We start from the raw sequence: 24318 nt of genomic DNA, 5'->3' as shown, positions 1-24318 counted from the left end.
GCGCGACGTGCACATTGTGCACGTCGCGCTTTTTCGTTAGAATGGGTCATATATATTATGAAGAAAAATAAATCATACGACCACAAAAAGATTGAGAAAAAGTGGCAAAAGGAGTGGGCAAAAAAGAAACTCTATAAAACACGCACGGACACAAAAAAGAAAAAGTGTTATGTTCTTGACATGTTTCCATATCCATCAGGCGAAGGTCTTCATGTTGGGCATCCCAAGGGATATATCGCAACGGATATCTACGCGCGGTTCAAAAGAATGAACAATTTTAGCGTGTTGCATCCAATGGGTTGGGATGCATTCGGACTTCCCGCGGAACAATACGCGATCAAAACCAAGACTCACCCTCGCGTGGCCGTTTTAAAAAATACCAAACGCTACAAAGAGCAGCTTTCTATCATTGGATTTAGTTACGATTGGGAACGAGAGATCAATACCACTGACTCGGAATATTATCGATGGACACAGTGGACATTTTTACAGATGTTCAAAAAAGGGCTTGCGTATGAATCGCACGAGCCGATCAATTGGTGTCCATCGTGTCAGACAGGCCTTGCCAATGAAGATCTTGAGGGAGATCGGTGTGAGCGATGCGGCACGGTCGTGGAGAAAAAACCTGTGCGACAGTGGGTGCTTCGCATCACTAAATATGCTGACCGCTTGCTCAAAGACCTAGACATGCTTAACTGGCCGGAATCGATCAAAGAGTCTCAACGCAATTGGATCGGAAGAAATTATGGCGTTAAATATAAACTTAAAGTAAAAGGGAAAGATAAATACATAGAAACATATTCGACTCACTACGAAGCTTTTTTTGCAGATACTTTTGCTGTAATTGCCTCTGATCATAAACTTTTACCCGAACTTCTATCAGATATTCCTGAAAAAAATGAAATTATTGAAAATGCAGAAAAAATTACAGCACTTCGCAGTAGTGCTGGTTTTAAGACAGACGAAATATGCGAAGGTGTTTTTACGGGTGTTTATCTTGAGGACCCTATAACCAAACGAGACCTTCCTCTTTGGGTGAGTAGTTATGCTTTAGCCGATTATGGCACAGGTATTGTAAAATGTTCCGCGCATGATAATCGTGATTTTGCTTTTGCAAAGAAGTATGGAATCAATCTTATAACAGTACTGCTTCCTGACGACGAAACACTACAAAGTAAAGTAGAGAATTATGAGATTTGTTTTTCTGATTTTAAACATTCAATTATTCTTGAACCAAAAGAATTTAAAGGCAGAAGACCAGATGAAGCAAGGAGCGATATTGCAAATTATATAGAAAGTCATAAGTGGGGAGTAAGAAATACCCAATATAAGTTAAAAGACTGGGTATTCTCTCGTCAGCGCTATTGGGGCGAGCCGATTCCGCTTATTCACTGCAAGAAATGTGGTGTTGTTGCAGTTCCAGAAAAAGATCTTCCTGTTAAGCTTCCTAATGTTAAATCATACGAACCAACGGGAACAGGGGAATCACCACTTGCGGGGATTTCTAAATGGGTCAACGTAAAATGTCCCACATGTAAAGGTCCCGCGAAGCGAGAGACAAACACGATGCCGCAATGGGCAGGGTCTTCGTGGTATTACCTTCGCTATGTCGATCCGAAAAATAAAAAAGCGCTTGTTGACAAGAAAAAAGAAAAATACTGGTCGCCGGTTGATATGTATGTCGGCGGAGCGGAGCACGCGACACGCCATCTTATCTACGCGCGCTTTTGGCATAAGTTTCTTTATGATACTGGAGCAGTGAACTATGTGGAACCATTTTCACGTCTTCAAAATGTGGGAATCATTCAGGCGGAAGACGGACGTAAAATGAGTAAACGCTATGGCAATGTGGTGAACCCGGATGATATCGTGGCGACCTATGGCGCCGATACGCTTCGTTTGTACGAGATGTTCATGGGGCCGTTCAACCAATCTGTCTCATGGAGCACGGAAAGCATTATCGGACCGCGGAGATTTTTGGAAAAAGTCTGGCGGCTTACAGAGAAACTTGCTCTTGTTGATGATGTCACCCTTGAAGCGCTTACCCATAAAACAATAAAAAAAATCACAGAAGATATTGAATTATTCAGTCTCAATACGGCAGTTTCAGCACTCATGATTTTTATTAATGGCATAGAGAAAGCGAAGCCTTCGAAAAATCAGTTTGGGACACTCCTCCTCCTTCTTGCTCCATTCGCGCCCCATGTGACCGAAGAGCTTTGGGAGACACTAGGGCACAAGAAGTCGATCCACATTGAACCGTGGCCCAAGTGGGATGAGGCGAAAATACGAGAAAAATCGGTGACGATCATGATTCAAGTTAACGGCAAGGTACGGGGAAGTTTTATTACCCCCACGGGAATTTCCGAGGATGACGCAAGGGCGCATGCATTAACCGAGGAGAGCGTGCGAAAGTGGACAGAAGGGAAGGATATCAAAAAAGTAATCTATGTGAAAGGGAAACTCGTGAGTATTGTTATATAGCGGACGACAAGCATTGTATGTATTGGGTTACTGTGCGGTGAGATTTTAGGCAGGTTCTAAGTCACTCTCACTTCTTGTCAGATCATAAGGGTAGAGCTGTATGAAGGGGGACGCATGACCTCATCTAAGAATGTTACCGAGGATTAATCTGGGCGCGATTAACTTTTAATGCAAAAAGTATATCACAAATGCCATCGTCCGCGCTTTTGAATTTCTCTAACCAAGACATCAATTTCTTTTCTTAGTTCGAATGGATCAAGACTCTTAAAGAGACGCGTAAGCGTCTCTTTTGTTTTCTGTGATATCTTTGGATGAGCAAGCACTCGTTCATACGGAGTTTTAGCCACATCATATATTTTCTTGATTCTCGAACCGATTCTTGTTTTCTTCACACATTTTACTGAAGGCTGAAAAAAATTAATGTACAATCGAAGCGGTCCGCGATACAAAGTTTTCATCAGCTTAAGTACTTCTTCAGTATCAAATCTTTGGTATCCCAATACTTGTCTGACGGTCGTATAATTCTTCTGCTCGATATGTGCATTGTCATTTTTCTTGTACGGCCTTGATCTGGTAAAAATGATTTTGTTTTTTAAACAATATCCATACAACTGACGATTGATGAATTCTGATCCATTGTCGGAATCGATACCGGCGAGAGTAAAAGGCAGTCTCGCTTCAATCTCTCGCATACCGTCCAATACGCGTTCTTGAGCTTTACCCATGACAGCTTCCGCCTCAAACCAAGCTGTCGCAATATCCGTGGTATTTAAGGTCGAAATGAACATTCCAGCACCACTGTCTCCGCAGTGAGCAACCAGATCAATCTCGGAAAACCCGGGATCTGTTTCTTCCCACACGCCGACCCGAAGCGGTATCTCGCTTTTCAACAGTGTTCCCGGCCTGGTCGTTGAAATACCTTTGATGGCATTTCTTTCTCTGACCCGCGTAATCATCCGATCAAGAGTGCTTTTGCTCATGACGCGAACTTTCATTTCTGTTATCGGATCAGTTTTAATATGTCCAAACTCAATTCCTTTATCAATCATTGTCTCAAGTAAGGGATATATTCTTCTTGAACCGATACCACCCAAAGCTTCATATAGTTGTTCCACAACAACCTCGACATACCCGTCGTATTTTCTTTCACGATTTCTCGTATGTTTCCCCGCTATGCCTTCCTTACTATGCGGAGTCATTTGAAGTTCTCGTAGTTTTCTAATCGCCGATTTTTTATGATATCCCGTGATAGCTCCAAACTCATCTAGAATTTTCCCCTTTTCGTCTTTACTGGCCTTTAAATATCTTGGTAGTATCTCTTTTGTTACTTCATGTTTTGTATGCATTTTCATATGCACCAATACTAATCCTTGGTAACCTTTTTCGTGAGGTCACGATACCTTGGCTGGTAACATTTTTGGTGAGGCCATTCGGGGTATTTACAACACGCCACACTTCATATATACTCTCCCCTAGATACAGATCACCGTACCTGAAAAGTAGCCCCTTAACACCATAGATACCACTCGCGACCCTAGGAGGTCACTCATGCTTTTGAAGAAAAAGGTAGCATCCGTTGCAATCGCAATCACCATTGCGTGTACTGCACTTGTTCCTTCATTTGTTTCCGCAGGTGAAATCAACCACGCCTTAGCGTCAAACCCAACCGCAGCTCTGGCAGAGATCGAGAAGATCGGTCTTCCGCTCTCGGATGCTGATGCGGCGGAGATGAGGGGGGAGGGGTGGTTTATCAATAAAATCATAGGTGCAACTTACAATGTAATTGCTGGCTGGATAGGAAGCGATTCTCGCTTTACCTTGTTTTCACCACTAAAAGCTTGTGCACCAACCATTCAACAGCCTTCATGTTGAAAATACAGTAACCTTCGGTGGGTTGGATTTATCCAACCCACTTTTTGTAACAAAATATGATAAAGAAAACACTCTTAAAAATCAAGGAATTTTTTAAATGGTTGGTACAGGATATTTGGGCATCATTATTTTAATATATATGAATATACAAAAATTCTTTAATCCGTTACTTGCAATGCAAATGTACAAGGAGCACAGAATCTCTCAATTGAGTGTCGCTGTGTATAAATGGGTCACGTTTTTTTCAGTGTATATTTATTTATTTTCAATAATCTTTGAACCCGCCGCACCCTCATGGTACGACCCATTTCTGGGCATTTTAGGAGTTGCGCTGTATGGCGCACCCTTCATTATTTTTAACAAAAAAAATTGGATTAGTGGGAGTAATTTTAGTGATTGTTATGTAATTCTCCATGTAGTCAGTCTTGCTAATATGTTTCTTGCGAGCTTGTTTCTGATAGTATTTGGTGGAGTAATATTATTACCAAGAGGATACGATTCTTATATTTTTTTGCAGATTGTCGATGTGGTTACATTGAGCATTGGGATTAGTACTGTGGTTATTGGTTTTTTACATTTCAAAAAAATAAATACAAATAAGTAAAATGGTGTGTTTTTTATAAAGATAATAGATAATAGGTGGGATAATAGGTGGGATAATAGGGACAGCCGTAATTGTTTCGGTAATTGTGTGGCGTAATATTTGAATTCCCGATCTCCTCTGTCAATATCTCACAGTTAGATTTTTCGTGAGGTCACGATACTTGCCACACTTAGATTTTTGGTGAGGCCATTCGATTGTGTTCAAGCTATGGAACATAATTGACAGTTGATCAGAGCTTCTTTAGCTCTTTTTAGTCCGACCTTTTGATTTAATTTTACATCGATAAATTCCATAAGTTTTTGTACTTGCTCCGTCTTTTTAATCCTCCTCGCCCCCGCAAGCCTCTTACTTTGTTTCGCCAAATACTTTTGATATTTCCCCACGATTTCAAACGCACTTTCTTCATCCGTTTTCCATAATTCATAGAATGCCATCGGTGTCAGGTATCCCAGTGCTTGATGCGGTCTCACGAAGTTGTAGAAGTGCTCCCATACTGCCGTCGCTTCTTGTTGCTCCCCAAATGTTTTCTTGAAACCGCCTTTCTGGTAGAACTCAAGCTCATCCGTGAGGTGCGATCTCTCGACTCTCGGATTGTCAGTTGGAGTCCCTGCGTTTGAGTAGAAGTGGAAGACGGTATCTTTCTTGAGCATCTCGCGGAGCTCCCCCTTGTTCTCGCTCCCATTGTCGGTGTTCGCACATGCGGTACGGAATGGAAACTTTTCTTTTGACTCCGCATACGCAATTGCAGAGCCATCTGCGGTGCTGTCTTTCGCGAGCGTGAGTGCTCGGATTCTCGTAAAAGAATCTGTTGCTGTATGTTGATACCAGAAGTTGCTCACGGTGCCGTGTGTATCGTTTGAGCTTGGTTTTACAGCATATTTCATGTCTTTCTCCACAAGTGCTCCCGGTGCCAAATCCTTGATTGCTTTCTGATTGCTTTCGGCGGGCGGTATCTTACAAACAACTCTGCTTCCGGTTTCTCTCTTTCCAATTTTGCTTTCCATGCACGCTCATTCTTCAGTGATATTTTTGGGTCAATCTTCTTGTGTTTGTGCAGATATTTGTTCACGGTGTTGGGGGCAACGACGATGTGATGGTCTCGCAGAAGCACCACCGCAATCTTCTGTTTTCCCCACACATTCTTTGACAGAGCCCTCACTTCCAGTATCTTACCCTCCACTTCCTTCGATATCCTTTTTCTGTTCCGCGTATTCTTTGGAGCTTTCGATTCCGGTTCAAGCGAGCGGGGATCTTTCCTGTGCTTTTCAAAGACTGCCTTCAGCTCCGACAGCCACTGTCTGGAAATCCCGATATTGCGTGCAGCGACAGTCACATTCCCGCCCTGTTCTTTGTAAAGCGCATACATCCAGCATAGTCTCTTCTTTGCCTCGCTCGACAATTGGTAATGGTTTGGATTCAGCTCCTTTTCAGCAGTATTTCGCATACGCTCAAGGCTACGCCTTTTGATCTCCCCCAGCCAGTCGTTTCTTAGCGGTATTTTCAGGTTGTTCATTGTTTTCAAGGGGCTCGTCTACTGTCAACTATACACTGACCCAGTGCAAATATTTGACTTATTTCTCCATTAATGCTAAAAATATAGCAACCATATATTAATTATCAAATAGTATAAATATTCTCCCCATGGCAAAAACTATAGCCTTCAAGCCCAAACAAGTTGTTAAGAAACTTCTTACCGTAATACCGGAGCGAGCCCGAAACGTAATCGAGGGCCGTTTTGGATTGAGTGATGGGAAGAAAATGACGCTTGAGGCAATAGGGAAAAAGTACTCAATTACACGAGAGAGAGTGCGTCAGATTGAAAATGCTGCACTTGAAATTATTAGAAAATCTGAAGTTTTCAAGCAATCACAGGAATCATTTAGCGACCTTAAGGATGTACTTGTTTCATTGGGTGGAGTAGTGGACGAAGAAAGCCTTTTGACGCACATTTCAACAGATAAAATTATTCAGAATAATATAAACTTTTTACTCGTACTCGGGCATCTTTTTGAGAAACACAAAGAAGATGAACACTTTAAGAATCGCTGGGTTGTCGATAAAAATATAGCCGAAAGAGTTCATCAATCTCTCAAAAAATTATTTGAAAATATTTCAGACGACGATCTTATTTCTGAAGCAGAAATGATCGCTTCCTTTCTTGACCACCTCAAAGACATTTCAGAACAATATAAAAATGAAGAAATTCTCAAACGATGGCTTTTTCTTTCAAAAAAGATTAAAAGAAATCTTATGGGGGAATGGGGCGTTTCAACATCACCCAATGTGTCTGCACGTGGTGTGAGAGATTACGCTTTTTTAGTGCTTCGAAAACAAGGAAATCCCATGCATTTTACCGATGTCGCGAAAACAATATCAGATGTTTTTGGAAAGCGTGCTCATATTGCAACAACACACAACGAACTTATAAAAGACAAACGTTTTGTTCTTGTTGGACGAGGTCTCTACGCTCTCTCTCAATGGGGCTATGAAGGCGGTGTTGTGCGTGATGTTATTGGCAAGATTCTCAAAAAAGAGGGACCCCTTACAAAAAAAGAAATTGTAGATCGTGTGCTCAAAGAACGACAGGTGAAAGAAAATACTATTATGGTAAATCTTCAAAACAGCAATTATTTTGCACGAGACGAGAAAGGGAAATATCGAGTTACGGCATAGACAAAGACAGAGCTTCAATAGCTTCAGGAGCTTGCGGGATTTGGAAGCCTTGCTTCCAAATCCCTTTTAAGTCTTCAGAAAGCTAACGAAGCTTATGAAGCTCTGGAAGCTTTATTCCACTACCTAAAATCGATATTGTGCGATATGATACAAGGAACATATGTTTGAACAGCTTTTTCAACTATTCGGGCAAGTTTTAAGTATCTACGAAGCAGCCTTTCGCTATCTTGTTTTTTGGGGTCCTTTCGTACTTCTCATTGTGTTGTGGCGCATTTGGCTCTATTATATTCGCGCGGTATATCTTTCAAAGATTGAGTGGGTCATCCTTGAGGTAAGACTTCCAAGAGAAATTACAAAACCACCCCTTGCGATGGAGCTTTTACTTAATGTATTTTTTCAAACAAGCAAGGGGACGTGGTATGACTGGTATTTCAAGGGTCGTGTGCGAGATTGGTTTTCTCTTGAAATGGTGTCACTCGGTGGCGCGGTGAAGTTTTTCATTCGTACCAATAAAGTGTACAAAAATCTTATTGAGTCGCAGATTTACGCACAATACCCTCAAGTAGAAATTTATGAAGTTCCCGACTATACTCGTTATGTAAAATATGTCGGCAAAGAATCTTCGTGGGAAATTTTCGGAACCGAGTTTGTTCTTTCAAAAGAAGATGCATATCCGATCAAAACGTATGTCGATTATGGTCTTGATAGAGAATCAACCAAGGAAGAATTCAAAACTGACCCCATGACAGCAACGCTTGAATTTTTGGGTACAATGGAGAAGGATGAACAATTTTGGATTCAGATATTAATTCGTGCTGCCGAAGATCGTCACCGGGACCCGGATAGTTTTATGGGGTGGGGAATGCGAAGTTGGAAAGATGAGGGCAAAGATTTGATAAGTAAAATTACCGAAAAATCACAACCGAAAGGAGAGGGTAAAACGGGGAGATTTCTTACCACGGCAGAACAAGATTTAATCAAAGCACTGAATCGCAGTATTTCCAAATTAGGATTTGATTGTGGAATTCGCGCGATGTATCTTGCAAAAAAAGACTCATTTAATGGTACGCACATCAAAGGACTTATGGGGATTTTACGACAATATACGACCAATGATCTCAATGGCTTTAAGCCTACACGAGTTACGTCATTTGATTTTCCATGGCAGGATTACAACAAGTATCGCGTAACAAAGAAAAAAATTGATTTATTTAAGGCATATAAAAGTCGGGGATATTTTTACAAGCCGTTTCAATGGAAACCGTTTATATTAAACACCGAAGAATTGGCTACCATCTACCATTTCCCCGGCGGTGTTCTTCAGACTCCGACTTTCGGACGTATTGAGTCGCGTAAAGCCGAACCCCCTCCAAACCTTCCTGTGTAAATAAATTGATTAATGATGTTTGCCATGAAGAACATTGCCTTGAGTAATCGAATAATAATATTTTTAAAAAAAAGTTGGTGTGATTTTCGTATCCGAGCAGTTCTCTTTGCGCTCTTGCTTTTCACGCTATTCATTTGGTACACACTGTGTCCGCCCGCAGATTTCCCCGTGCGGACTATTATATCCATACCAGTGGGGATACCTCTTGTCGATATATCACACACTCTTAAGGCGCAACATCTAATCCGGTCAGAACTTCTCTTTGAAATCTCAGTCACTCTTCGAGGGGGGGAACGGCGCGTACAAGCAGGTGATTATTTTTTTACAAGACCACTTTCATCGGAATCCGTTGCTCGAAGATTTACGCGCGGAGAATTTGGCTTGACTCCTATTCGCGTGACTATTCTTGAAGGTGCGATGGCGAGCGAAATCGCACATATTTTCAAGCAGAAAATTTTGAATTTCAATGAATCAATGTTTCTTGCACAAGCCCAAGAAAAAGAAGGATATCTATTCCCCGACACATATTTTTTACATCCTAATATTTCACCCGATGAAAGTATAAAGATCATGAGTGAGAATTTTAATAAAAAAATCGCCGGGATTAAAGATAAGATAAATGCTTTTGGAGAACCCCTTCACGATATAATCATCATGGCTTCTATTATAGAACGAGAAGCTATGACCCCGGAAGATCGTCGCTTTGTTTCTGGAATATTGTGGAATCGTATGAAAATCGGCATGCCCCTGCAAGTTGATGCGGCATTTTTGTATGTAAATGGTGAAACAACTGCAGGATTGTCTCTCGAAGATTTAAAAATCGACTCTCCCTATAATACATATCGTTACAAAGGCCTTCCTAAGGGGCCAATTGGAAATCCGGGACTGGATGCAATCATGGCTACGATAGAACCGCAAACGTCTTCGTATTTATACTATCTTTCAGACAAGCAAGGAATGATGCACTACAGTAAAACATTTGAGGAACATAAGAAAAATAAAGCGAAGTACCTTTGAGCTGCAGAGTGATATTACGGAAGGTTATTATGGGTACAAAAAACCACCGCCCAACAGCAGTGGTTTTATAAAGAAATTTGGAAATAAACTTTTATTTTTTTTCAGCTTTAATAAATCGCTGCGCCCTTCCTTCCCAGTCAATAATTGCCCAACTTCCCACGAAAATCAATAGTGCAACAATAATGGCAATGATCGAAAGTAGTAAGTTGAAAGAAGGGGTTATAAATAAAATAGTTTTGAATACTTGCAAATTTCTCTATCGAATACTACAGTATTTCTATGAATAAAAGCAAGGGTACGGTTTTTGTGGGACTTTCAGGGGGAGTTGATTCTTCTGTTTCCGCGGCGCTTCTTAAAAAGGAGGGATATGATGTCACCGGGGTTTTTATTAAGGTCTGGCAGCCGGACTTCTTGCCCTGTACATGGAAAGAAGATCGTTTTGATGCGATGCGCGTAGCGGCGCATCTTGATATTCCATTCATTACCCTTGATCTTGAAAAGGAATATAAAAAAGAGGTGGTTGATTATATGATCGCCGAATACAAAAAAGGAAGAACCCCCAATCCGGATGTGATGTGTAATCAGTACGTTAAATTTGGTGCGTTTTTTAAGAAAGCCATTGCTGCAGGTGCGGATTTTGTCGCAACGGGGCATTACGCGCGTGTCGCCCGTGGCGACCGTAGATTCTTGCAGACTAAACGCAGACCTACGCAGAAAAAATCTACGGTTGGATATACATTACTCGCCGGCGTTGATACAGAAAAAGACCAGTCATATTTTTTATGGACGCTCACACAAAAAGAACTTTCAAAAACATTATTTCCTGTCGGCGGATATGAAAAACCTGAAGTGCGAAAACTTGCGAAGAAATTTGGCTTGCCAACTGCCGAAAAAAAAGACAGTCAAGGGCTCTGCTTTATGGGGAAACTTGACATGAAAGATTTTCTAAAACATTTCATAAAGGAAAAAGTTGGTGACGTGCTTGATGTAAAAGGGGTAATTATAGGCGAACACAAGGGTGCTGTATTTTTTACATTGGGCGAGCGACATGGATTTACGATAACCCAAAAGGGGACTCATGATGTGCCGTATTATGTTGTAGAAAAAGATATTATTAAAAATACAATTACGGTATCGCACGGTCCGATTAGCGGAGTTGATGTATCGCATGAGCCATTTGAGATTGCAGGTGGAGGAGAACGTAAACGAGTCAACATTTCACACATAAATTGGATAAGGGGTGTTTCTCCAAAAAAAGGAGATCGGTATACAGCGCGTGTGCGGTACCGTCAACCACTCGAAACGTGCACTATTGTTCACGTTGATATAAAAAACGCTGAAATCATTTTCGCTAATTCCCAGATTGCTTCTCCTGGGCAATCACTGGTTCTTTATGATGGAGATGAGTGTCTTGGTGGAGGGGTTGTTGATTAGAAGAGACATGGTATGAGATAATCAGAGTATGAAAAATAAAACTATTATTTCAATAACCATATTGCTTGTTACGGGCTTAATAATTTTATGGGGAGGGGTCTGGTATTATAGTAGGGAGAGAATTAAATTAGCTTCAGACAATCGAATATTTACCACAGAAGATATTCTGCAAACCCAATCTACTTCTTCATTATTTATGGATAATGACCCAGCGATATCTAGCTGGAAGACATATTCTTCCACAAAATACAACATATCGTTTAAATATCCTGCAGAAAATAGTGTTCAAGTTAATAAAGATGATTCGATAACTATTTCTTTTCCGAACTGCGGTGAAAATGAATTTTCCTGTCATGAAATCTATATGGCTCCTTTCGATACTAAATTCTCAATTGCAGCGGCAAGTGAGAAATTACATTATGATCGGAATACAAATCGCTGGATTCATGACGGCAACCCTAGTTGTGAACGCACCCTCCCCTTAGGGATACAGAGCATACCTTCTTATTTTGTAGGAGATGGTAGAGCCAATCCAGGAAGACCCGAAGTATACGCAATTATTTTACAAGGGGGACTTCTCATTTTCTCTGGCACAAATGATTATCCAGAAACTAAATTTAGTGATATTCTTGAGACAGTAATGTTTGATAATCCAGAAATAATTAAACAAGCAACGTGTAATTAAAATTATGTCCCCACGATGGATTACAAAAGCATCAGGAGAACGCGAGGAATTTTCGGCAAACAAACTTCGCATGTCTCTTAAAAGTGCTGGTGCGCCATCAGCTCTTACGGAGGAAATCATCGCACACGTTGAAAGTGAGCTCGGTGATGATGTAAAAACTTCTGACATTTATCACCATGCATTTACGCTTCTACGACGCCACCGTCCGCCTGTTGCGGCACGGTATAGTTTGAGGCAAGCCATAATGCAACTCGGGCCATCAGGGTTTCCTTTTGAACGTTTTGTCGGTGAGATTTTGAAAGCGCAAGGGTATTCTGTAAAGGTAGGAGGTATTTTGCCCGGATATTGCGTTGAACACGAAGTTGATATTCTTGCCGAAAAAGGAGATAAGCATATTTTTGTAGAATGCAAATTTCACAACAGTCATGGGATTAAAAGTGATGTGAAGGTGGCGCTTTACGTAAAGGCTCGCTTTGATGATATCACCAAGGCTCACGAAGCGCGTGCGGAAAAAGAGGGAAGAAGTCCGCGAGTACATGAGGGGTGGCTTATGACAAATACAAAACTAACTTCGCAAGCAATTGACTATGGAACATGCGCCGGACTCACGCTTATTGGCTGGAATTATCCCCAAAAGGGGAATCTCCAGGATCTTATTTTAAATACTGGTGTTCATCCGCTCACCTGCCTGTCTACGCTTCCCAGTAATTCAAAAAATCACCTACTTCAAAACAATGTCGTGCTGTGTCGCGATGTGGAACGTAATCAGAATATTTTACGAGAACATGGAATGACTGAAAACGAAATTAAAAATGTTTTGGATGAAGCAGGAGAGTTGTGTTTACCTGTTCAGGATTAATGCTTCCTGTACAGATAAGATACTATAAAGGTAATGATTAAAAAAATCTACATATCGATATGTCATGCAATGCGGGGAATACGATTTGCATATCAATCCGATAAAAGTTTTCACATGGAAGTTTGGGGTTGTTTTCCATTTATCGCAATAGCATTTTTATTGTGGCCCCTCACAGAGACGGAATTCCTATTTCTTATTCTTGCCTACGCACTTATTCTCGTTACAGAACTTACCAATACTGCATTGGAAACTGCATTTAAAAAACTTCACCCTGAACATCATGAATTAATCGGAGCAAGTAAAGATATCGCTTCTGGTGCCGTTCTCGTTTCATTTATATTTGCTGGGATTGTTGTTGCCATCATTACCTTTGCTCATAGTTCACTGCTGGTATAAGTGTTTCCATGAAATACTCAAAAATTACAGGCGTTGCAGTTGTTCTCATATTTATTGCAGTCGCGCTTTGGTTTGGAATGAACAGGGGTTACGATATAAAAAACTATCCATCGTCGGGTGAAGCAGTCATTGTTTTTGGAGATAGTCTCGCGCGCGGTGTGGGATCCACAGAAGGGAATGATTTCGTGTCGCTTCTTTCAGAACGCATCAATACGCCAATTGAAAATTTTGGATATGCAGGCGATACGACTGCAATGGCATTAACGCGCATTGAGAGTGTACTTTCAAAAAATCCCAAGGTGGTCATGGTGCTTTTGGGAGGAAATGATTTTCTCAGGCGTGTTCCCAAAACAGAAACACTTAAGAATCTTGAACAAATAATTATCACCATACAAGATGCGGGTGCCGTGGTCATTCTCCTTGGTGTGCGTGGCGGACTGATTACTGATGGATATGAATCTGACTTGCAGTCGCTTGCGGAAAAAACAGGCAGTGCGTATGTCCCCAATGTGCTCAAGGGATTACTGGGGAATACTAACTATATGAGTGATTCTGTGCATCCAAATAATTCCGGGTATGCCATTATTGCAGATCGTATTTATCCTATATTGCAGAAGGTGCTTAAATAACTCGTGTGGCGATACTCACCACACCCCCCTTATTTGCACGTCCCCATCCTTTCTAGTACTATTAATTAAAGGAATGGAATTCTGTTACAACAAATTAAAAAATCAAAGTTTAAAATCACAAATGAAAATTCAAAAAGAAAAACAGCACAATCCTTCCTTGTCTTTAAATTTTAAACTGTAATTTTACATTTTGATATTTACATTTTGAATTATCATCATGGATCAACACATTCTCATTTCAAACATAGATCTCATTGCGCGTCTTCTTATTGCGATGGTTCTTGGGGTTTTGCTTGGTATTGAGCGCGCTGTTGCGGGAAAGACCGCCGGCGTGCGAACGTATGCACTCGTTTCCATCGGTGCGGCATTATTTGTAATTATTTCTTTGATCGTTTCCGGTTGGTATCTTGGGCAAGTGTCATTTGATCCACTTCGTATGGCATCACAAATCGTTGTAGGGATAGGTTTTCTTGGTGCAGGACTCATTGTCTTCAAAGAATCTCACCTAAGTGGTCTTACTACTGCCGCGGGGTTGTGGGTTGCTGCGGGAATCGGCATGGCGTCTGGTTTCGGTCTTTTTCTTCTTGCGCTTATCGCGACCCTCATCACTCTCTTTATTTTTACGGTAATGTGGTTTGTTGAAGAGCGGTATATTGAACAGGGAACGTTTAAGGGGCTGTATAGTGGATCGAATCAGGAAAACAAACACCACAACGAATAATTATTTTACACATACATGGACACCTTCTTTGAATATTTTATTTTATTGTTATCTCTTGCCGCTGGTATTTTACTTGGGCGATCTCTGGCACTTCACCGAAGAAAAAAGAAACACCAGGAACATCTTGCAATTGATAATGGAGATTCTAATATATAACTATTGTTTATATGCACGAACCATCAATAGAAGAACAATGGAGAAGAAAACTTCTTGATGAAGGATTTGAAAACATCTATCTTTGGCACGATGGTCCCAACGCTGAATATCGCGATCACTCACATGTATTTACTTCCGCACACATTGTATTAGAAGGAGAAATGAAAGTTATTTCTGAACACACGGGCCGAATTTTAAAACGTGGCGATCGCATAGACGTGATTGCGGGAACGGTCCATTCTGTCAAAATGGGAAGCGAAGGATGTCGATACATTGTTGCAGAAAAACATGGTAACTAACATCTTGCGCACCGGGTGTTTTTATAACTTTTACGGAGTTTTAAATTTAATATATACTATAACGCATGCGTAAACAGTATTTCTACCTTCTCATTTTCTTTGTCTTGTTCGGTGTTTCATCCGCCTCCGTATTGGAGATCTATCAACAGGGGGACATTTCACAAGGCCAACTCGCAAGCACTCTTGATACATCACTCGATGCTTCACCATTAAAGCTTTCCGAAGAAGAATTGGTGAGTATGGTAAAGCCAGCAGTCGTACGCATCGTTGTACACGTTGAAGGCGATGTTTCAATCGCACCGTTCAAAATCAATCTGAAAGATTTTACCGTGCGTTCAATTCCCGGGGAAAAACCACTTAAGATGCCCGTCAATCTTGATTTTGCGGGGAGCGGTTTTGTCGTTAATCCGGATGGATATATCCTCACGAATTCACATGTGGTTTCTGATGCCACAGCAAAGATTCAAGTTGTGGAGCCCATTATTAACCTTCTTCTTGCTGGGGAGCTATCTTCTCTCAGTGATGTCGAGGCTACAAAAATGAATAGTAGCAGAACAAAAGAAGAGGGGGTAGCCTTTGGGCGCCAGATCCTTGATTATGTAGTGGAACAGAGCACCTTTAATCTCACAAAAAAGATTGTTGTTCTTGATCCGACTTCAAAAGAAGTTACGCTTAAAAAACTTACTGAAACAGGATTTCCTGTCGAGATTATGAGTGTGAATGACAATTGGTATAAAGACGATAAGGATGTCGCCGTATTAAAAATATTAGAAAAAAATCTTCCGTCGCTTCGATTGGGAGGGGGGAATAAGTTATCAATAGGAAGTCCGGTATATGTATTTAGCTTTCCTTCAAATGCCGAGTTGAATGGCAACAATCTACTCGAATCAATGTTCACAAAAGGAGTAGTCAGTGCATTTAAAAATTCACAAAATACTGATTTTAAAATATTCCAAACCGACGCAAAAATTTCTACTGGTTCCAGCGGGGGACCCTTGTTTGACACTGATGGACAAGTAGCCGGGCTTGTCACCATGCAAACAAGCTCTCAAAGTCAATCAAATGGTCTGTCTGTTGTGTCAACGGAACAGGCGGGCGATAATTTTGCATTTGCCGTTCCTGCAGATATTGCAAAGGCAATTCTTTCCAATTCATTTATTATCAACGATGAGGGTAACTATGGCGGGCATCTAAAATCCGGATTGATTCTTCTTCACGACAATCACTGCAAATTGGCTATCGATGAATTTGAACTTGCAAAAAGTGTCAACGAGAAATTTGGCGTTGAAAAATACGTCGAACCGTATATTGAACAGTGCAATGCCCTTATTGCTTCGGGGGTTTCAATTGATTCAAAGTGGGATGAGTTTATGAATAAGATTCGTTCGATGGGGATGCTTGCATGGGCACTCGTAGCTTCAGGCATCTTTCTTCTCATCGGTCTTGGTATCGGCATCGCAATTCTTTTTAAGCATTTTAAAAAAGATCACCTAGACGTGGACCATCTTAAACACGTGATAGGGCATCAAAACACAACAAGCGAAGCAGTTTCCCCACAAAGTCCATTCGCCACTGCAGTAGAACAAGTAGGTACATTAAAAAATCTACGTGCTGAAAAAGAAACTACCGAAGAAGGAGGTATGCCCGACACTGCTTCTGGTATTAGTCAAGTAAGTAATGTAAACAACATTGAGAGTAAAACTCTCAATCATGGAGAACTAAAGCCACCAAACAAGTCGCTTCTCGATTACATTAAACAAGCACGAGAGGCGGGGCTTACATTTCAAGCAATCGAGAAGGCGCTTAAGGATGCCGGATGGAGCGATGATGAAATTTCCCGCGCGCTTGCGGTGCCACAATCCTAATAATATGGCTTACGATAGGGCGTATCGTTCTTTTGCTGGCAACTTTCTGCTATAGTAATGGGTATTATGGACTCAAAAGAGATTAGGGGAAAATTCCTCAAATTTTTTGAAAAACGAGGGCATGCAATCATCCCCTCGGCTTCTCTTGTGCCCGAGAACGACCCCTCGGTGCTTTTTACGACTGCGGGCATGCAACCGCTCGTACCGTATCTTCTTGGCGCGCCACACCCGGCAGGGAAACGTCTCGTAAATGCTCAAAAATGCGTTCGTACGCAGGATATAGATGAAGTAGGGGACAACACTCACGACACGTTTTTTGAAATGCTTGGCAATTGGTCGCTCGGGGGCTACTTTAAAGAGGATGCAATCAAGTGGAGCTATGAATTTCTTACGTCAAAAGAAGAGGGGCTCGGGCTTGATCCAAATCGGCTCTACGTGACTGTGTTTGAGGGAAATGATGATGCGCCGCGCGACAATGAATCAGCGGAAATTTGGAAAAAGATTTTTGAAGAGAAGGGCATCAAAGGCGAAAGAATCTATTTCTTGCCTGCAAGTAAAAATTGGTGGAGCGCGGGAGACAATGGCCCATGCGGTCCCGATACGGAGATGTTCTACGATGTAACAGGTAAAATTGATAAAGGAATGAGTAAAGAAGAATATTTGGTAGCTGATGAGCGGCAAGATGTGGTTGAAATTTGGAATGACGTGTTTATGGAATATGAAAAAAAGGATGGCAAAGTGATTGGAAAGCTTAAAAATAAAAATGTTGATACGGGCGCGGGACTTGAGCGGCTTACGATGGTGATGCAGGAGACGAATAATGTGTTTGATACGGATTTATTTGCTCCGCTTATGAAACAAATCCGATCTTCTGCGGGGGAATACGACGAACGTGCGGCACGTATCATCGCAGACCATATTCGAACAGCAGTCTTTATGATTGCTGATGGGGTAGTTCCGTCCAATACTGATCAAGGATATATTTTACGCCGCCTTCTTCGCCGCGCAGTGCGTTACGCAGACGTGCTTGGCATTTCACACAATATGCTTTCTCAATTTGTGCCGACTGTTGCTCAAAAATATAAAGGGGTATACAACAACATCACTCAAAAAGCAGAACATATTGCAACTGAGATTAGGGCTGAAGAGGATAAGTTTAGAAAGACGCTTGGATTAGGACTCATCCGTTTTGAAAAGGTGCGTAACCTTGGTGATGGTGAGGTTATTTCGAGTAATCAATTATCTGCAAAAAAGGCGTTCGATCTTTTCCAAACTTACGGTTTTCCTGTTGAAATGACTAAAGAGATTGTGCAAGAGAAGAAAATGAGTTTAGAAGATAGGTTCGAGGAAAAATATGCTGAAATATTAATAAAACACCAAGACCTCTCTCGCGCTGGTGCAGAACAAAAATTCAAAGGAGGACTCGCTGACACAGGCGAGAAAACCACCATGCTTCACACTTCCACACATTTGATGCTCGCAGGGTTGCGTAAATATTTGGGTAACCATGTGCATCAAGCAGGTTCCAATATCACCCAAGAACGCACGCGTTTTGATTTTACTCATCCGGAAAAAGTATCTCCAGAGATTCTCAAAAAAGTGGAAGACTATGTTAACGAAGCGATTATTAAGGAATGCACGGTGGTCATTGAACAGATGCCAAAAGATGAAGCACAAAAAGTGGGCGTTGAGGGAAGTTTTTGGGAAAAGTATCCGAATACGGTCAATGTGTATGTGGTTAAAGCGTCTGATGGCGTGGTCTATTCTCGCGAATTATGCGGGGGTCCTCACGTAGGAAACACACAAGAAATCGGTAAATTTAAAATAATAAAAGAAGAGGCGGTTGCGGCTGGAGTAAGGCGCATTAAGGCAGTTGTGGAATAATGTTTCCTATGGAAATTCACCACGGTTGTTATGGCTAGACGTTTCAGTGCTCTAACGATTCAATTTTCCACATAGCTTATTTTCTATTGTGCTATACTGAACATGTATGTTCTCTTTTTTAAAAAAATCCGACAAAAAGACTACCATTGCAGTCTTTGATATTGGTTCAGCGAGTATTGGTGGAGCGCTTATTTCCTTTGAGGCTGGTTCTACCCCAAAAATACTTTGGAGTGCTCGGGAAAGTATGGTATTTCAAAGTGATCTTAATTTCGGGAGATTTCTTTCTTCTATGCTCGAGACGCTTGAAAAGGTGTTGGTAAGGATGCAGAAGTCAGGAATGCAAAATCCACGAAGTTTTTTATGCGTTTTTTCATCTCCATGGTATGTATCTCAGACTCGTGTGATAAAGATGAAACAAGGTAAAGAATTTGCAGTAAGTAGACATGGTATTGATGATCTTGTTGAGAGTGAAATCGAAAGTTTTAAGGCACACAATATTGGCAAGTATAAACGTATGGGGGAGGAAGAAGTAGAAATTATGGAAACGCATACCATTCAAATGAAGTTGAATGGATATGTTACAGATAATCCGTACGGCATGCGTGCAAAAAATCTTGAGATATCACTCTACATCAGCATGGTCCCCAAAAGAGTATTGAGTTCAGTGAAATCTCGCGTATCTAAAATTTTTGGTTCACGAAATATTAAATTTAGTTCATTTTCACTTACCGCATTTAGCACGATACGCGATATTTTCTCACACAAGAGCGACTTCTTATTTATGGATATCAGTGGCGAAGTTGCGGACATATCATTGGTGAAAAGCAATGTTCTTCTCGAGACGGCGTCATTTCCCTTGGGGAAGAATTATTTACTACGACGACTATCAAGTGGATTAAATACGATACCGGAAGAAGTTGCCTCACTCTACACCATGTATCGTGAAGGGAAGACGAACGATAGTACTAAGGTAAAGATTCAAAAAATTCTTAATGAATCAAAGGGGGAATGGACCTATTCGCTCAAAGAGGGACTCCGAAGTCTTTCTGATGATATTTCACTTCCGAATACAGTTTTCTTCACTTCGGACGCTGATGTTGCTCCATGGTTTTTTGATTGTCTCACATCCCCAAGTCTAGGAGAATTTACCGGAACAGGATCACCATTTGAAGTCACGTTGCTCGATAATGCAACCATGGGAAAATTCTCCATTTTCAGTCCGCAGACCGAAAAAGACCCGTTCATTGTTGTTGAAGCATTGTTTGCTGATCGTATTGTCGAGCTCGGACATATATAATTTTTTTTATTTGATACAATACTAAGAAATTTATGGCAAGAAGAATTATTCAGGATGTCGTGTTTCCCTCCAAGAGGATGAAAGAAGGGTTCAAAAATGTTTCAGGTGAGATTCCTGGTGCATCGTCCAATAGTGCCCCAACACAATCACGTGATTTACACGATACTGTCGAGAAACCACCAATGATTTTACAAAGTGGTCAGCCAGAAAATTTTCTTCCTCGCTTGATAAAGAAGTCGTACCACACAGAATCGAACGTGTCTGATTTCGAGCATTCTCGCAGCGGTATGTCTTCACGGATAAGCAATTCAAATAATGTCAAAAAAAAATCTTCTCATTTTGTACTTTGGATTCTTGCCGTAGTGGTCATTGTTGGCACGCTTGGTGTTGCATTTTCCACTATTTTTTTTGGAGCAACAATTAAAATAATACCACTTAATAAATCTGTTTCCCTTGAGTTGGATATTGTTGCGCGAGAAAATACAACCGAAGAAGGGTTCGTTCCTTACCAAAAGATTCCTCTCCCCAATGAAGAAATGTCGGAAGATATTCCCGCAACACTTGAGAAAGAGATAACAAAAAAAGCTTCGGGAACAATAAAAATTTACAACGAATATAGTACAGCAAGTCAGCGATTGATTAAAAATACACGGTTTGAATCAAAGAGCGGAAAAATTTATCGTATTGATAACTCAATCGTAGTGCCCGGAATGTCTGTTGCGGGAGGTAAAACCACCCCGGGAAGCGTTGAAGCGAAAGTTTATGGAGACGCTCCGGGCGAAGAATACAACAGTGGTCCATCAGATTTTACCATTCCTGGTTTTAAGGGTGATCCCCGTTATACAAAATTTTATGCTCGATCCCAGACTCCTTTGATGGGAGGGTTTTCTGGCAAGGTAAAAGTCCCTTCGGAAGAGGATCAAAATAAAGCAGTTGCTCGCTTAAAAGAATCATTGCGAGGTGAACTCATTAAAAAAGCGCGAGCACAGATTCCGGAGGGTTTTATCCTCTACGATAGCACCATATTCATAATATTTAATGACCTTGAGGCAATAAATCCTCAAAATCCGACTCATATCACGGTAAAAGGCTCACTGTACGGTGTTATGTTCAATAGAAGCATTCTTAGTGGGTTTATCGTCAAAAAAATAGATGACTCATATGACGGAAGTCCTTTGCTAATTCGTAATATTGAGGAACTTGATGTGGAGCCCAAACACGAGATTCTTGATCCAGGAAATCTAAAAGACATTTCTCTGGTGATATCGGGTCAAGCTTCTATTGTGTGGGATGTTGACCAAGAAAAACTTAAGGGGGAACTTACGGGTGTTTCTAAAAAAGATGGATTTAAGAATGTTATTAGTCAATATGCTTCAATTTGGAAAGCAGAAGCAGTTATACAGCCATTTTGGATGACAAATTTTCCTAAAAATCCTAAGAACATTACCATCGTTGAAGCACTTGAATAAAAGTAGATTTCTATCGCGATATCCCAGGGTGATATAAAGTATATATATTTTAACATTTATACTGGAAAGGCGAGACATACAACTACCTACTATTTAAATAGGGGAGGTATTGTTAATAGTTTTAATATTACCCCGCCAGGATATTATTAAAACGGGAGGGGGATAGTGCTTTAGATAACCACATCTGGCGCAGATTGATTAGTTGATAATCTGTACCGAACTCGCTTTATTTCCTTGACGCTTTTGTTTATATTTGATAATATCTTTACATCAAAAAATGGTTGATATAAAAGACGATAAGGACCTTCACGTTAACGGGGTTGTCACCGAGGCATTACCGGATACAATGTTTCGTGTTGAGCTTCCTGATAAAAGTGTTATACTCGCGTACCTTTCAGGGAAAATGCGGTTTAATCGCATTCGGGTTCTTATTGGCGATAAAGTTATGATTAAGCTTGACCCCTATGGTGGGAAAGGAAGGGTTGTCAAAAGATTATAAATAATATATAATCGCACTCTGGTCTTCCTGTGCAAAAATACTCGCATTTTTACGTCTCCGGGCATTGTAGTGCAGGCAGTCGGAATTTTAGCCATTGTTTTGGTTTTGAGAATTATTACTGATGGTTTGTATGGCAAACCATTGGTTTCATTTTTGTGTATATGTGCTACGAATCCCGCAGTACTCGTCTGTCCTATCTACTGGCAGGCAGGGGAAACAGTATTGGAGGAAGAGCATAATTTTATGAGTAAGTACTGTGTCGAAATATAATTAATAACAAAATAATATGGCACATCTGCTCCGTCAATTAAGAGCGATGCCGTTTTCATTATAGGATGAAGGTTAGATCATCGGTAAAAAAAATCTGCGTAAAATGCAAAATGGTCAGACGAAAACGACTTTTGTATGTTATTTGTGTTAACCCAAAACACAAGCAGAAGCAAGGATAACCAAGTAGAAAGTTATAAAGTCCATAAAGTTCATAAAGTCAGACAACAACAAAGAGATTCACTTTATAAACTTTTAACTTTATAAACTTTAAAAACTTCATTTTATGCGTATTTCAGGAATTACCATACCAGACAATAAAAGATTAGAGATAGGATTAAGCGCAATCTTTGGTATTGGACGTGCTCGTGCACAAAAAATACTTAATGAGGCGGGGGTAAGTTTTGATACAAAGGGGAAAGAGGTGTCTCCTGCAGATGAAAATAAGATCAGAAAGATTATTGAAACATTTAAGACTGAAGGAGATCTTAAGCGCGAGATCTCTATGAATATTAAGCGATTGAAGGACATTAAAAGTTATCGTGGTAGTCGTCATATGCGCGGATTGCCGGTACGCGGACAAAGAACAAAGACAAATTCTCGCACTGTTCGCGGAAACGTGAGAAAAACCATGGGTTCTGGTCGTCGCAAGGTTGAGAAGACATAGAAACAAGGTTCCAGCTTCACGAGCTTCAAAAGCTTCCGAAGCTTAAGAAGCTAGAAGCTAACGAAGCTATAAAATAAACATGGGAAAAAAACGAATTGTAAAAAAGGGAGGAGACAAAGAAGATGGGCAAATATCTCAATCGGCGGCGCGCGTACCCAAGAAACGTGTTACGGCAGGTGTTTTATATGTTCAATCAACATATAACAACACTAAACTCCTTGTGACCGACAAAGAAGGAAACTCGCTTATATTTTCATCATGCGGAGCGCTTGGATTTTCTGGAGCTAAAAAGGGGACACCGTTTGCAGCTGCAAAAGTTGGAGAACTAATTGGCGAGAAAGCAGTACTCATGGGAATCAAGGAAGTTGATGTGGTGGTGAAGGGTGTTGGTTCTGGTCGTGAATCATCGATTAGAGCGTTTGCTTCAAAAGGGATTGATATTACGGGGATTAGCGACAAAACACCTGTTCCACACAATGGACCAAGGCCAAAGAAACCCCGAAGAGTATAATTATTTTAACTGATATGAGAATAAGTTGTAAAACATGTAGAAGATTAGGAGAAAGTATTTGTGGGCGTGGCGATAAATGCGCCTCGGTAAAAAAGCCGTACCCTCCTGGTATTCGGGATAGCGATCGCAAGCATCGTGGAAGTGTTTCCGAGTTTGGTACTCAGCTTCGTGAAAAGCAGAAGGTGCGCAATACGTATGGACTTCGTGAAAAACAATTTTCAAACTATGTGAAAGAAGCTTCTTCGAAATCAGGAACAAATCCCGTTGAGCGACTCTATGAGAATCTTGAGTCACGTCTTGATAATGTCGCATACCGCTTGGGGTTTGCTACTGCTCGATCGACTGCTCGCCAAATGGTGTCACATGGGCACATTACCGTGAATGGAAAAAGAATGAATGTTCCATCGTATCGTGTCAAAACGGGAGACGTTCTTGCAATACGTGAGGGAAGCAAATCAAAAGTACTTTTTTCAGGATTAGCTGAGCGCCTCGAAAAGCATAAAACTCCATACTGGGCGACAATGGACCCGGTGCAACTTAAGGGGACTCTTGCTTCGAGCCCTAAACTTGCAGAAGGAGAGATGACGTTTAACCTAGCTTCAGTTATTGAATTTTACAGCAGATAAATTTTATTATTGGAATT

The 24318-nt window shown here is 40.9% G+C and carries 26 protein-coding genes; 23 read left to right on the top strand and 3 right to left on the bottom strand.

Annotated elements, in window-relative coordinates; all coding sequences use genetic code 11:
* The first annotated feature begins 57 nt into the window (after nt 1-57).
* A complete protein-coding gene (gene leuS, locus Q7S11_02090) occupies nt 58-2484 on the top strand; it encodes a leucine--tRNA ligase (protein ID MDO8572544.1) in 2427 nt (808 codons plus the stop codon).
* Between the two features lie 182 nt (nt 2485-2666).
* On the opposite strand, the gene Q7S11_02085 is transcribed toward leuS, so the two are convergent.
* Entirely contained in the window at nt 2667-3836 is a 1170-nt protein-coding gene (locus Q7S11_02085) for a transposase (protein MDO8572543.1), read from the bottom strand.
* Nucleotides 3837-4032: 196 nt separating this feature from the next.
* Between Q7S11_02085 and Q7S11_02080 the strand changes: the two genes are divergently transcribed.
* Entirely contained in the window at nt 4033-4356 is a 324-nt protein-coding gene (locus Q7S11_02080) for a hypothetical protein (protein MDO8572542.1), read from the top strand.
* A gap of 139 nt (nt 4357-4495) precedes the next feature.
* The gene (locus Q7S11_02075) at nt 4496-4960 is read left to right on the top strand and encodes a hypothetical protein (GenBank protein MDO8572541.1); all 465 of its coding nucleotides are present in this window, start codon (nt 4496-4498) and stop codon (nt 4958-4960) included.
* A 200-nt stretch (nt 4961-5160) separates the two neighbouring features.
* Here Q7S11_02075 and Q7S11_02070 read toward each other — a convergent pair whose 3' ends face one another.
* Nucleotides 5161-5610, bottom strand: coding sequence for an integrase core domain-containing protein (locus Q7S11_02070; GenBank protein MDO8572540.1), 450 nt, complete (start codon nt 5608-5610; stop codon nt 5161-5163).
* Between the two features lie 230 nt (nt 5611-5840).
* Nucleotides 5841-6473, bottom strand: a complete 633-nt coding sequence (locus tag Q7S11_02065; protein MDO8572539.1) for a hypothetical protein — start codon at nt 6471-6473, stop codon at nt 5841-5843.
* A gap of 128 nt (nt 6474-6601) precedes the next feature.
* On the opposite strand from Q7S11_02065, the gene Q7S11_02060 reads away from it, so the two are divergent.
* From Q7S11_02060 to rpsD, 20 genes are all read left to right on the top strand, one after another.
* Nucleotides 6602-7633 (top strand): sigma factor-like helix-turn-helix DNA-binding protein, encoded by a 1032-nt coding sequence (locus tag Q7S11_02060; GenBank protein ID MDO8572538.1) that lies wholly within the window; start codon nt 6602-6604, stop codon nt 7631-7633.
* A gap of 160 nt (nt 7634-7793) precedes the next feature.
* Entirely contained in the window at nt 7794-9020 is a 1227-nt protein-coding gene (locus Q7S11_02055) for a hypothetical protein (protein ID MDO8572537.1), read from the top strand.
* 24 nt (nt 9021-9044) lie between these two features.
* Entirely contained in the window at nt 9045-10037 is a 993-nt protein-coding gene (gene mltG, locus Q7S11_02050) for an endolytic transglycosylase MltG (GenBank protein ID MDO8572536.1), read from the top strand.
* A 279-nt stretch (nt 10038-10316) separates the two neighbouring features.
* Nucleotides 10317-11471, top strand: a complete 1155-nt coding sequence (mnmA, locus tag Q7S11_02045) for a tRNA 2-thiouridine(34) synthase MnmA (protein MDO8572535.1) — start codon at nt 10317-10319, stop codon at nt 11469-11471.
* 28 nt (nt 11472-11499) lie between these two features.
* Nucleotides 11500-12156, top strand: a complete 657-nt coding sequence (locus tag Q7S11_02040) for a hypothetical protein (GenBank protein ID MDO8572534.1) — start codon at nt 11500-11502, stop codon at nt 12154-12156.
* A 4-nt stretch (nt 12157-12160) separates the two neighbouring features.
* Nucleotides 12161-13015: a restriction endonuclease gene (locus tag Q7S11_02035; protein MDO8572533.1), complete on the top strand. Its 855-nt coding sequence runs from the start codon at nt 12161-12163 to the stop codon at nt 13013-13015.
* A 33-nt stretch (nt 13016-13048) separates the two neighbouring features.
* A complete protein-coding gene (locus Q7S11_02030; GenBank protein MDO8572532.1) occupies nt 13049-13411 on the top strand; it encodes a diacylglycerol kinase in 363 nt (120 codons plus the stop codon).
* An 8-nt stretch (nt 13412-13419) separates the two neighbouring features.
* Nucleotides 13420-14040, top strand: a complete 621-nt coding sequence (locus tag Q7S11_02025) for a GDSL-type esterase/lipase family protein (protein MDO8572531.1) — start codon at nt 13420-13422, stop codon at nt 14038-14040.
* Between the two features lie 217 nt (nt 14041-14257).
* Nucleotides 14258-14761 carry an MgtC/SapB family protein gene (locus Q7S11_02020; protein MDO8572530.1) on the top strand — a complete coding sequence of 168 codons (504 nt, stop codon included), beginning with the start codon at nt 14258-14260 and terminating at the stop codon, nt 14759-14761.
* Between the two features lie 15 nt (nt 14762-14776).
* On the top strand, nt 14777-14917 hold the full coding sequence (locus Q7S11_02015) for a hypothetical protein (protein ID MDO8572529.1): 141 nt from the start codon (nt 14777-14779) through the stop codon (nt 14915-14917).
* 11 nt (nt 14918-14928) lie between these two features.
* Nucleotides 14929-15216 carry a cupin domain-containing protein gene (locus Q7S11_02010; GenBank protein MDO8572528.1) on the top strand — a complete coding sequence of 96 codons (288 nt, stop codon included), beginning with the start codon at nt 14929-14931 and terminating at the stop codon, nt 15214-15216.
* Between the two features lie 65 nt (nt 15217-15281).
* A complete protein-coding gene (locus tag Q7S11_02005) occupies nt 15282-17081 on the top strand; it encodes a trypsin-like peptidase domain-containing protein (GenBank protein ID MDO8572527.1) in 1800 nt (599 codons plus the stop codon).
* Between the two features lie 66 nt (nt 17082-17147).
* Nucleotides 17148-18965 (top strand): alanine--tRNA ligase, encoded by a 1818-nt coding sequence (locus Q7S11_02000; GenBank protein ID MDO8572526.1) that lies wholly within the window; start codon nt 17148-17150, stop codon nt 18963-18965.
* Between the two features lie 106 nt (nt 18966-19071).
* Nucleotides 19072-20262 carry a hypothetical protein gene (locus tag Q7S11_01995; GenBank protein MDO8572525.1) on the top strand — a complete coding sequence of 397 codons (1191 nt, stop codon included), beginning with the start codon at nt 19072-19074 and terminating at the stop codon, nt 20260-20262.
* A gap of 32 nt (nt 20263-20294) precedes the next feature.
* Complete coding sequence (locus Q7S11_01990; GenBank protein ID MDO8572524.1) at nt 20295-21731, top strand: hypothetical protein; 1437 nt, start codon at nt 20295-20297, stop codon at nt 21729-21731.
* 277 nt (nt 21732-22008) lie between these two features.
* Complete coding sequence (gene infA / locus Q7S11_01985; protein ID MDO8572523.1) at nt 22009-22230, top strand: translation initiation factor IF-1; 222 nt, start codon at nt 22009-22011, stop codon at nt 22228-22230.
* 335 nt (nt 22231-22565) lie between these two features.
* Complete coding sequence (gene rpmJ / locus Q7S11_01980) at nt 22566-22679, top strand: 50S ribosomal protein L36 (GenBank protein MDO8572522.1); 114 nt, start codon at nt 22566-22568, stop codon at nt 22677-22679.
* Nucleotides 22680-22783: 104 nt separating this feature from the next.
* Nucleotides 22784-23164 (top strand): 30S ribosomal protein S13, encoded by a 381-nt coding sequence (gene rpsM, locus Q7S11_01975; protein MDO8572521.1) that lies wholly within the window; start codon nt 22784-22786, stop codon nt 23162-23164.
* A 79-nt stretch (nt 23165-23243) separates the two neighbouring features.
* Entirely contained in the window at nt 23244-23675 is a 432-nt protein-coding gene (gene rpsK / locus Q7S11_01970) for a 30S ribosomal protein S11 (protein ID MDO8572520.1), read from the top strand.
* Between the two features lie 14 nt (nt 23676-23689).
* Complete coding sequence (gene rpsD, locus Q7S11_01965; protein MDO8572519.1) at nt 23690-24301, top strand: 30S ribosomal protein S4; 612 nt, start codon at nt 23690-23692, stop codon at nt 24299-24301.
* Nucleotides 24302-24318: the final 17 nt, after the last annotated feature.

The sequence above is a fragment of the bacterium genome, assembly GCA_030648955.1.
GTDB lineage: Bacteria > Patescibacteriota > Minisyncoccia > Phycocordibacterales > JAUSHB01 > JAUSHB01.
The sequence above is the reverse complement of the archived record's forward strand: the minus strand, read 5'-3'. Positions and strand labels throughout refer to the sequence as shown.

Excerpts from the sequence above, each read along its gene's own strand:
- Q7S11_01995 (MDO8572525.1), top strand. The coding sequence starts at position 19,072 with ATGTTCTCTTTTTTAAAAAAATCCGACAAAAAGACTACCATTGCAGTC.
- Q7S11_02040 (MDO8572534.1), top strand. The coding sequence starts at position 11,500 with ATGAAAAATAAAACTATTATTTCAATAACCATATTGCTTGTTACGGGC.
- rpmJ (MDO8572522.1), top strand. The coding sequence starts at position 22,566 with ATGAAGGTTAGATCATCGGTAAAAAAAATCTGCGTAAAATGCAAAATG.
- rpsM (MDO8572521.1), top strand. The coding sequence starts at position 22,784 with ATGCGTATTTCAGGAATTACCATACCAGACAATAAAAGATTAGAGATA.
- Q7S11_02035 (MDO8572533.1), top strand. The coding sequence starts at position 12,161 with ATGTCCCCACGATGGATTACAAAAGCATCAGGAGAACGCGAGGAATTT.
- Q7S11_02000 (MDO8572526.1), top strand. The coding sequence starts at position 17,148 with ATGGACTCAAAAGAGATTAGGGGAAAATTCCTCAAATTTTTTGAAAAA.
- mnmA (MDO8572535.1), top strand. The coding sequence starts at position 10,317 with ATGAATAAAAGCAAGGGTACGGTTTTTGTGGGACTTTCAGGGGGAGTT.
- Q7S11_02030 (MDO8572532.1), top strand. The coding sequence starts at position 13,049 with ATGATTAAAAAAATCTACATATCGATATGTCATGCAATGCGGGGAATA.
- Q7S11_02085 (MDO8572543.1), bottom strand. The coding sequence starts at position 3,836 with ATGAAAATGCATACAAAACATGAAGTAACAAAAGAGATACTACCAAGA.
- leuS (MDO8572544.1), top strand. The coding sequence starts at position 58 with ATGAAGAAAAATAAATCATACGACCACAAAAAGATTGAGAAAAAGTGG.
- rpsK (MDO8572520.1), top strand. The coding sequence starts at position 23,244 with ATGGGAAAAAAACGAATTGTAAAAAAGGGAGGAGACAAAGAAGATGGG.
- mltG (MDO8572536.1), top strand. The coding sequence starts at position 9,045 with ATGAAGAACATTGCCTTGAGTAATCGAATAATAATATTTTTAAAAAAA.
- Q7S11_02065 (MDO8572539.1), bottom strand. The coding sequence starts at position 6,473 with ATGAACAACCTGAAAATACCGCTAAGAAACGACTGGCTGGGGGAGATC.
- rpsD (MDO8572519.1), top strand. The coding sequence starts at position 23,690 with ATGAGAATAAGTTGTAAAACATGTAGAAGATTAGGAGAAAGTATTTGT.
- Q7S11_02070 (MDO8572540.1), bottom strand. The coding sequence starts at position 5,610 with ATGCTCAAGAAAGATACCGTCTTCCACTTCTACTCAAACGCAGGGACT.
- Q7S11_02080 (MDO8572542.1), top strand. The coding sequence starts at position 4,033 with ATGCTTTTGAAGAAAAAGGTAGCATCCGTTGCAATCGCAATCACCATT.
- Q7S11_02010 (MDO8572528.1), top strand. The coding sequence starts at position 14,929 with ATGCACGAACCATCAATAGAAGAACAATGGAGAAGAAAACTTCTTGAT.
- Q7S11_02020 (MDO8572530.1), top strand. The coding sequence starts at position 14,258 with ATGGATCAACACATTCTCATTTCAAACATAGATCTCATTGCGCGTCTT.
- infA (MDO8572523.1), top strand. The coding sequence starts at position 22,009 with ATGGTTGATATAAAAGACGATAAGGACCTTCACGTTAACGGGGTTGTC.
- Q7S11_02015 (MDO8572529.1), top strand. The coding sequence starts at position 14,777 with ATGGACACCTTCTTTGAATATTTTATTTTATTGTTATCTCTTGCCGCT.
- Q7S11_02060 (MDO8572538.1), top strand. The coding sequence starts at position 6,602 with ATGGCAAAAACTATAGCCTTCAAGCCCAAACAAGTTGTTAAGAAACTT.
- Q7S11_02005 (MDO8572527.1), top strand. The coding sequence starts at position 15,282 with ATGCGTAAACAGTATTTCTACCTTCTCATTTTCTTTGTCTTGTTCGGT.
- Q7S11_01990 (MDO8572524.1), top strand. The coding sequence starts at position 20,295 with ATGGCAAGAAGAATTATTCAGGATGTCGTGTTTCCCTCCAAGAGGATG.
- Q7S11_02075 (MDO8572541.1), top strand. The coding sequence starts at position 4,496 with ATGAATATACAAAAATTCTTTAATCCGTTACTTGCAATGCAAATGTAC.
- Q7S11_02025 (MDO8572531.1), top strand. The coding sequence starts at position 13,420 with ATGAAATACTCAAAAATTACAGGCGTTGCAGTTGTTCTCATATTTATT.
- Q7S11_02055 (MDO8572537.1), top strand. The coding sequence starts at position 7,794 with ATGTTTGAACAGCTTTTTCAACTATTCGGGCAAGTTTTAAGTATCTAC.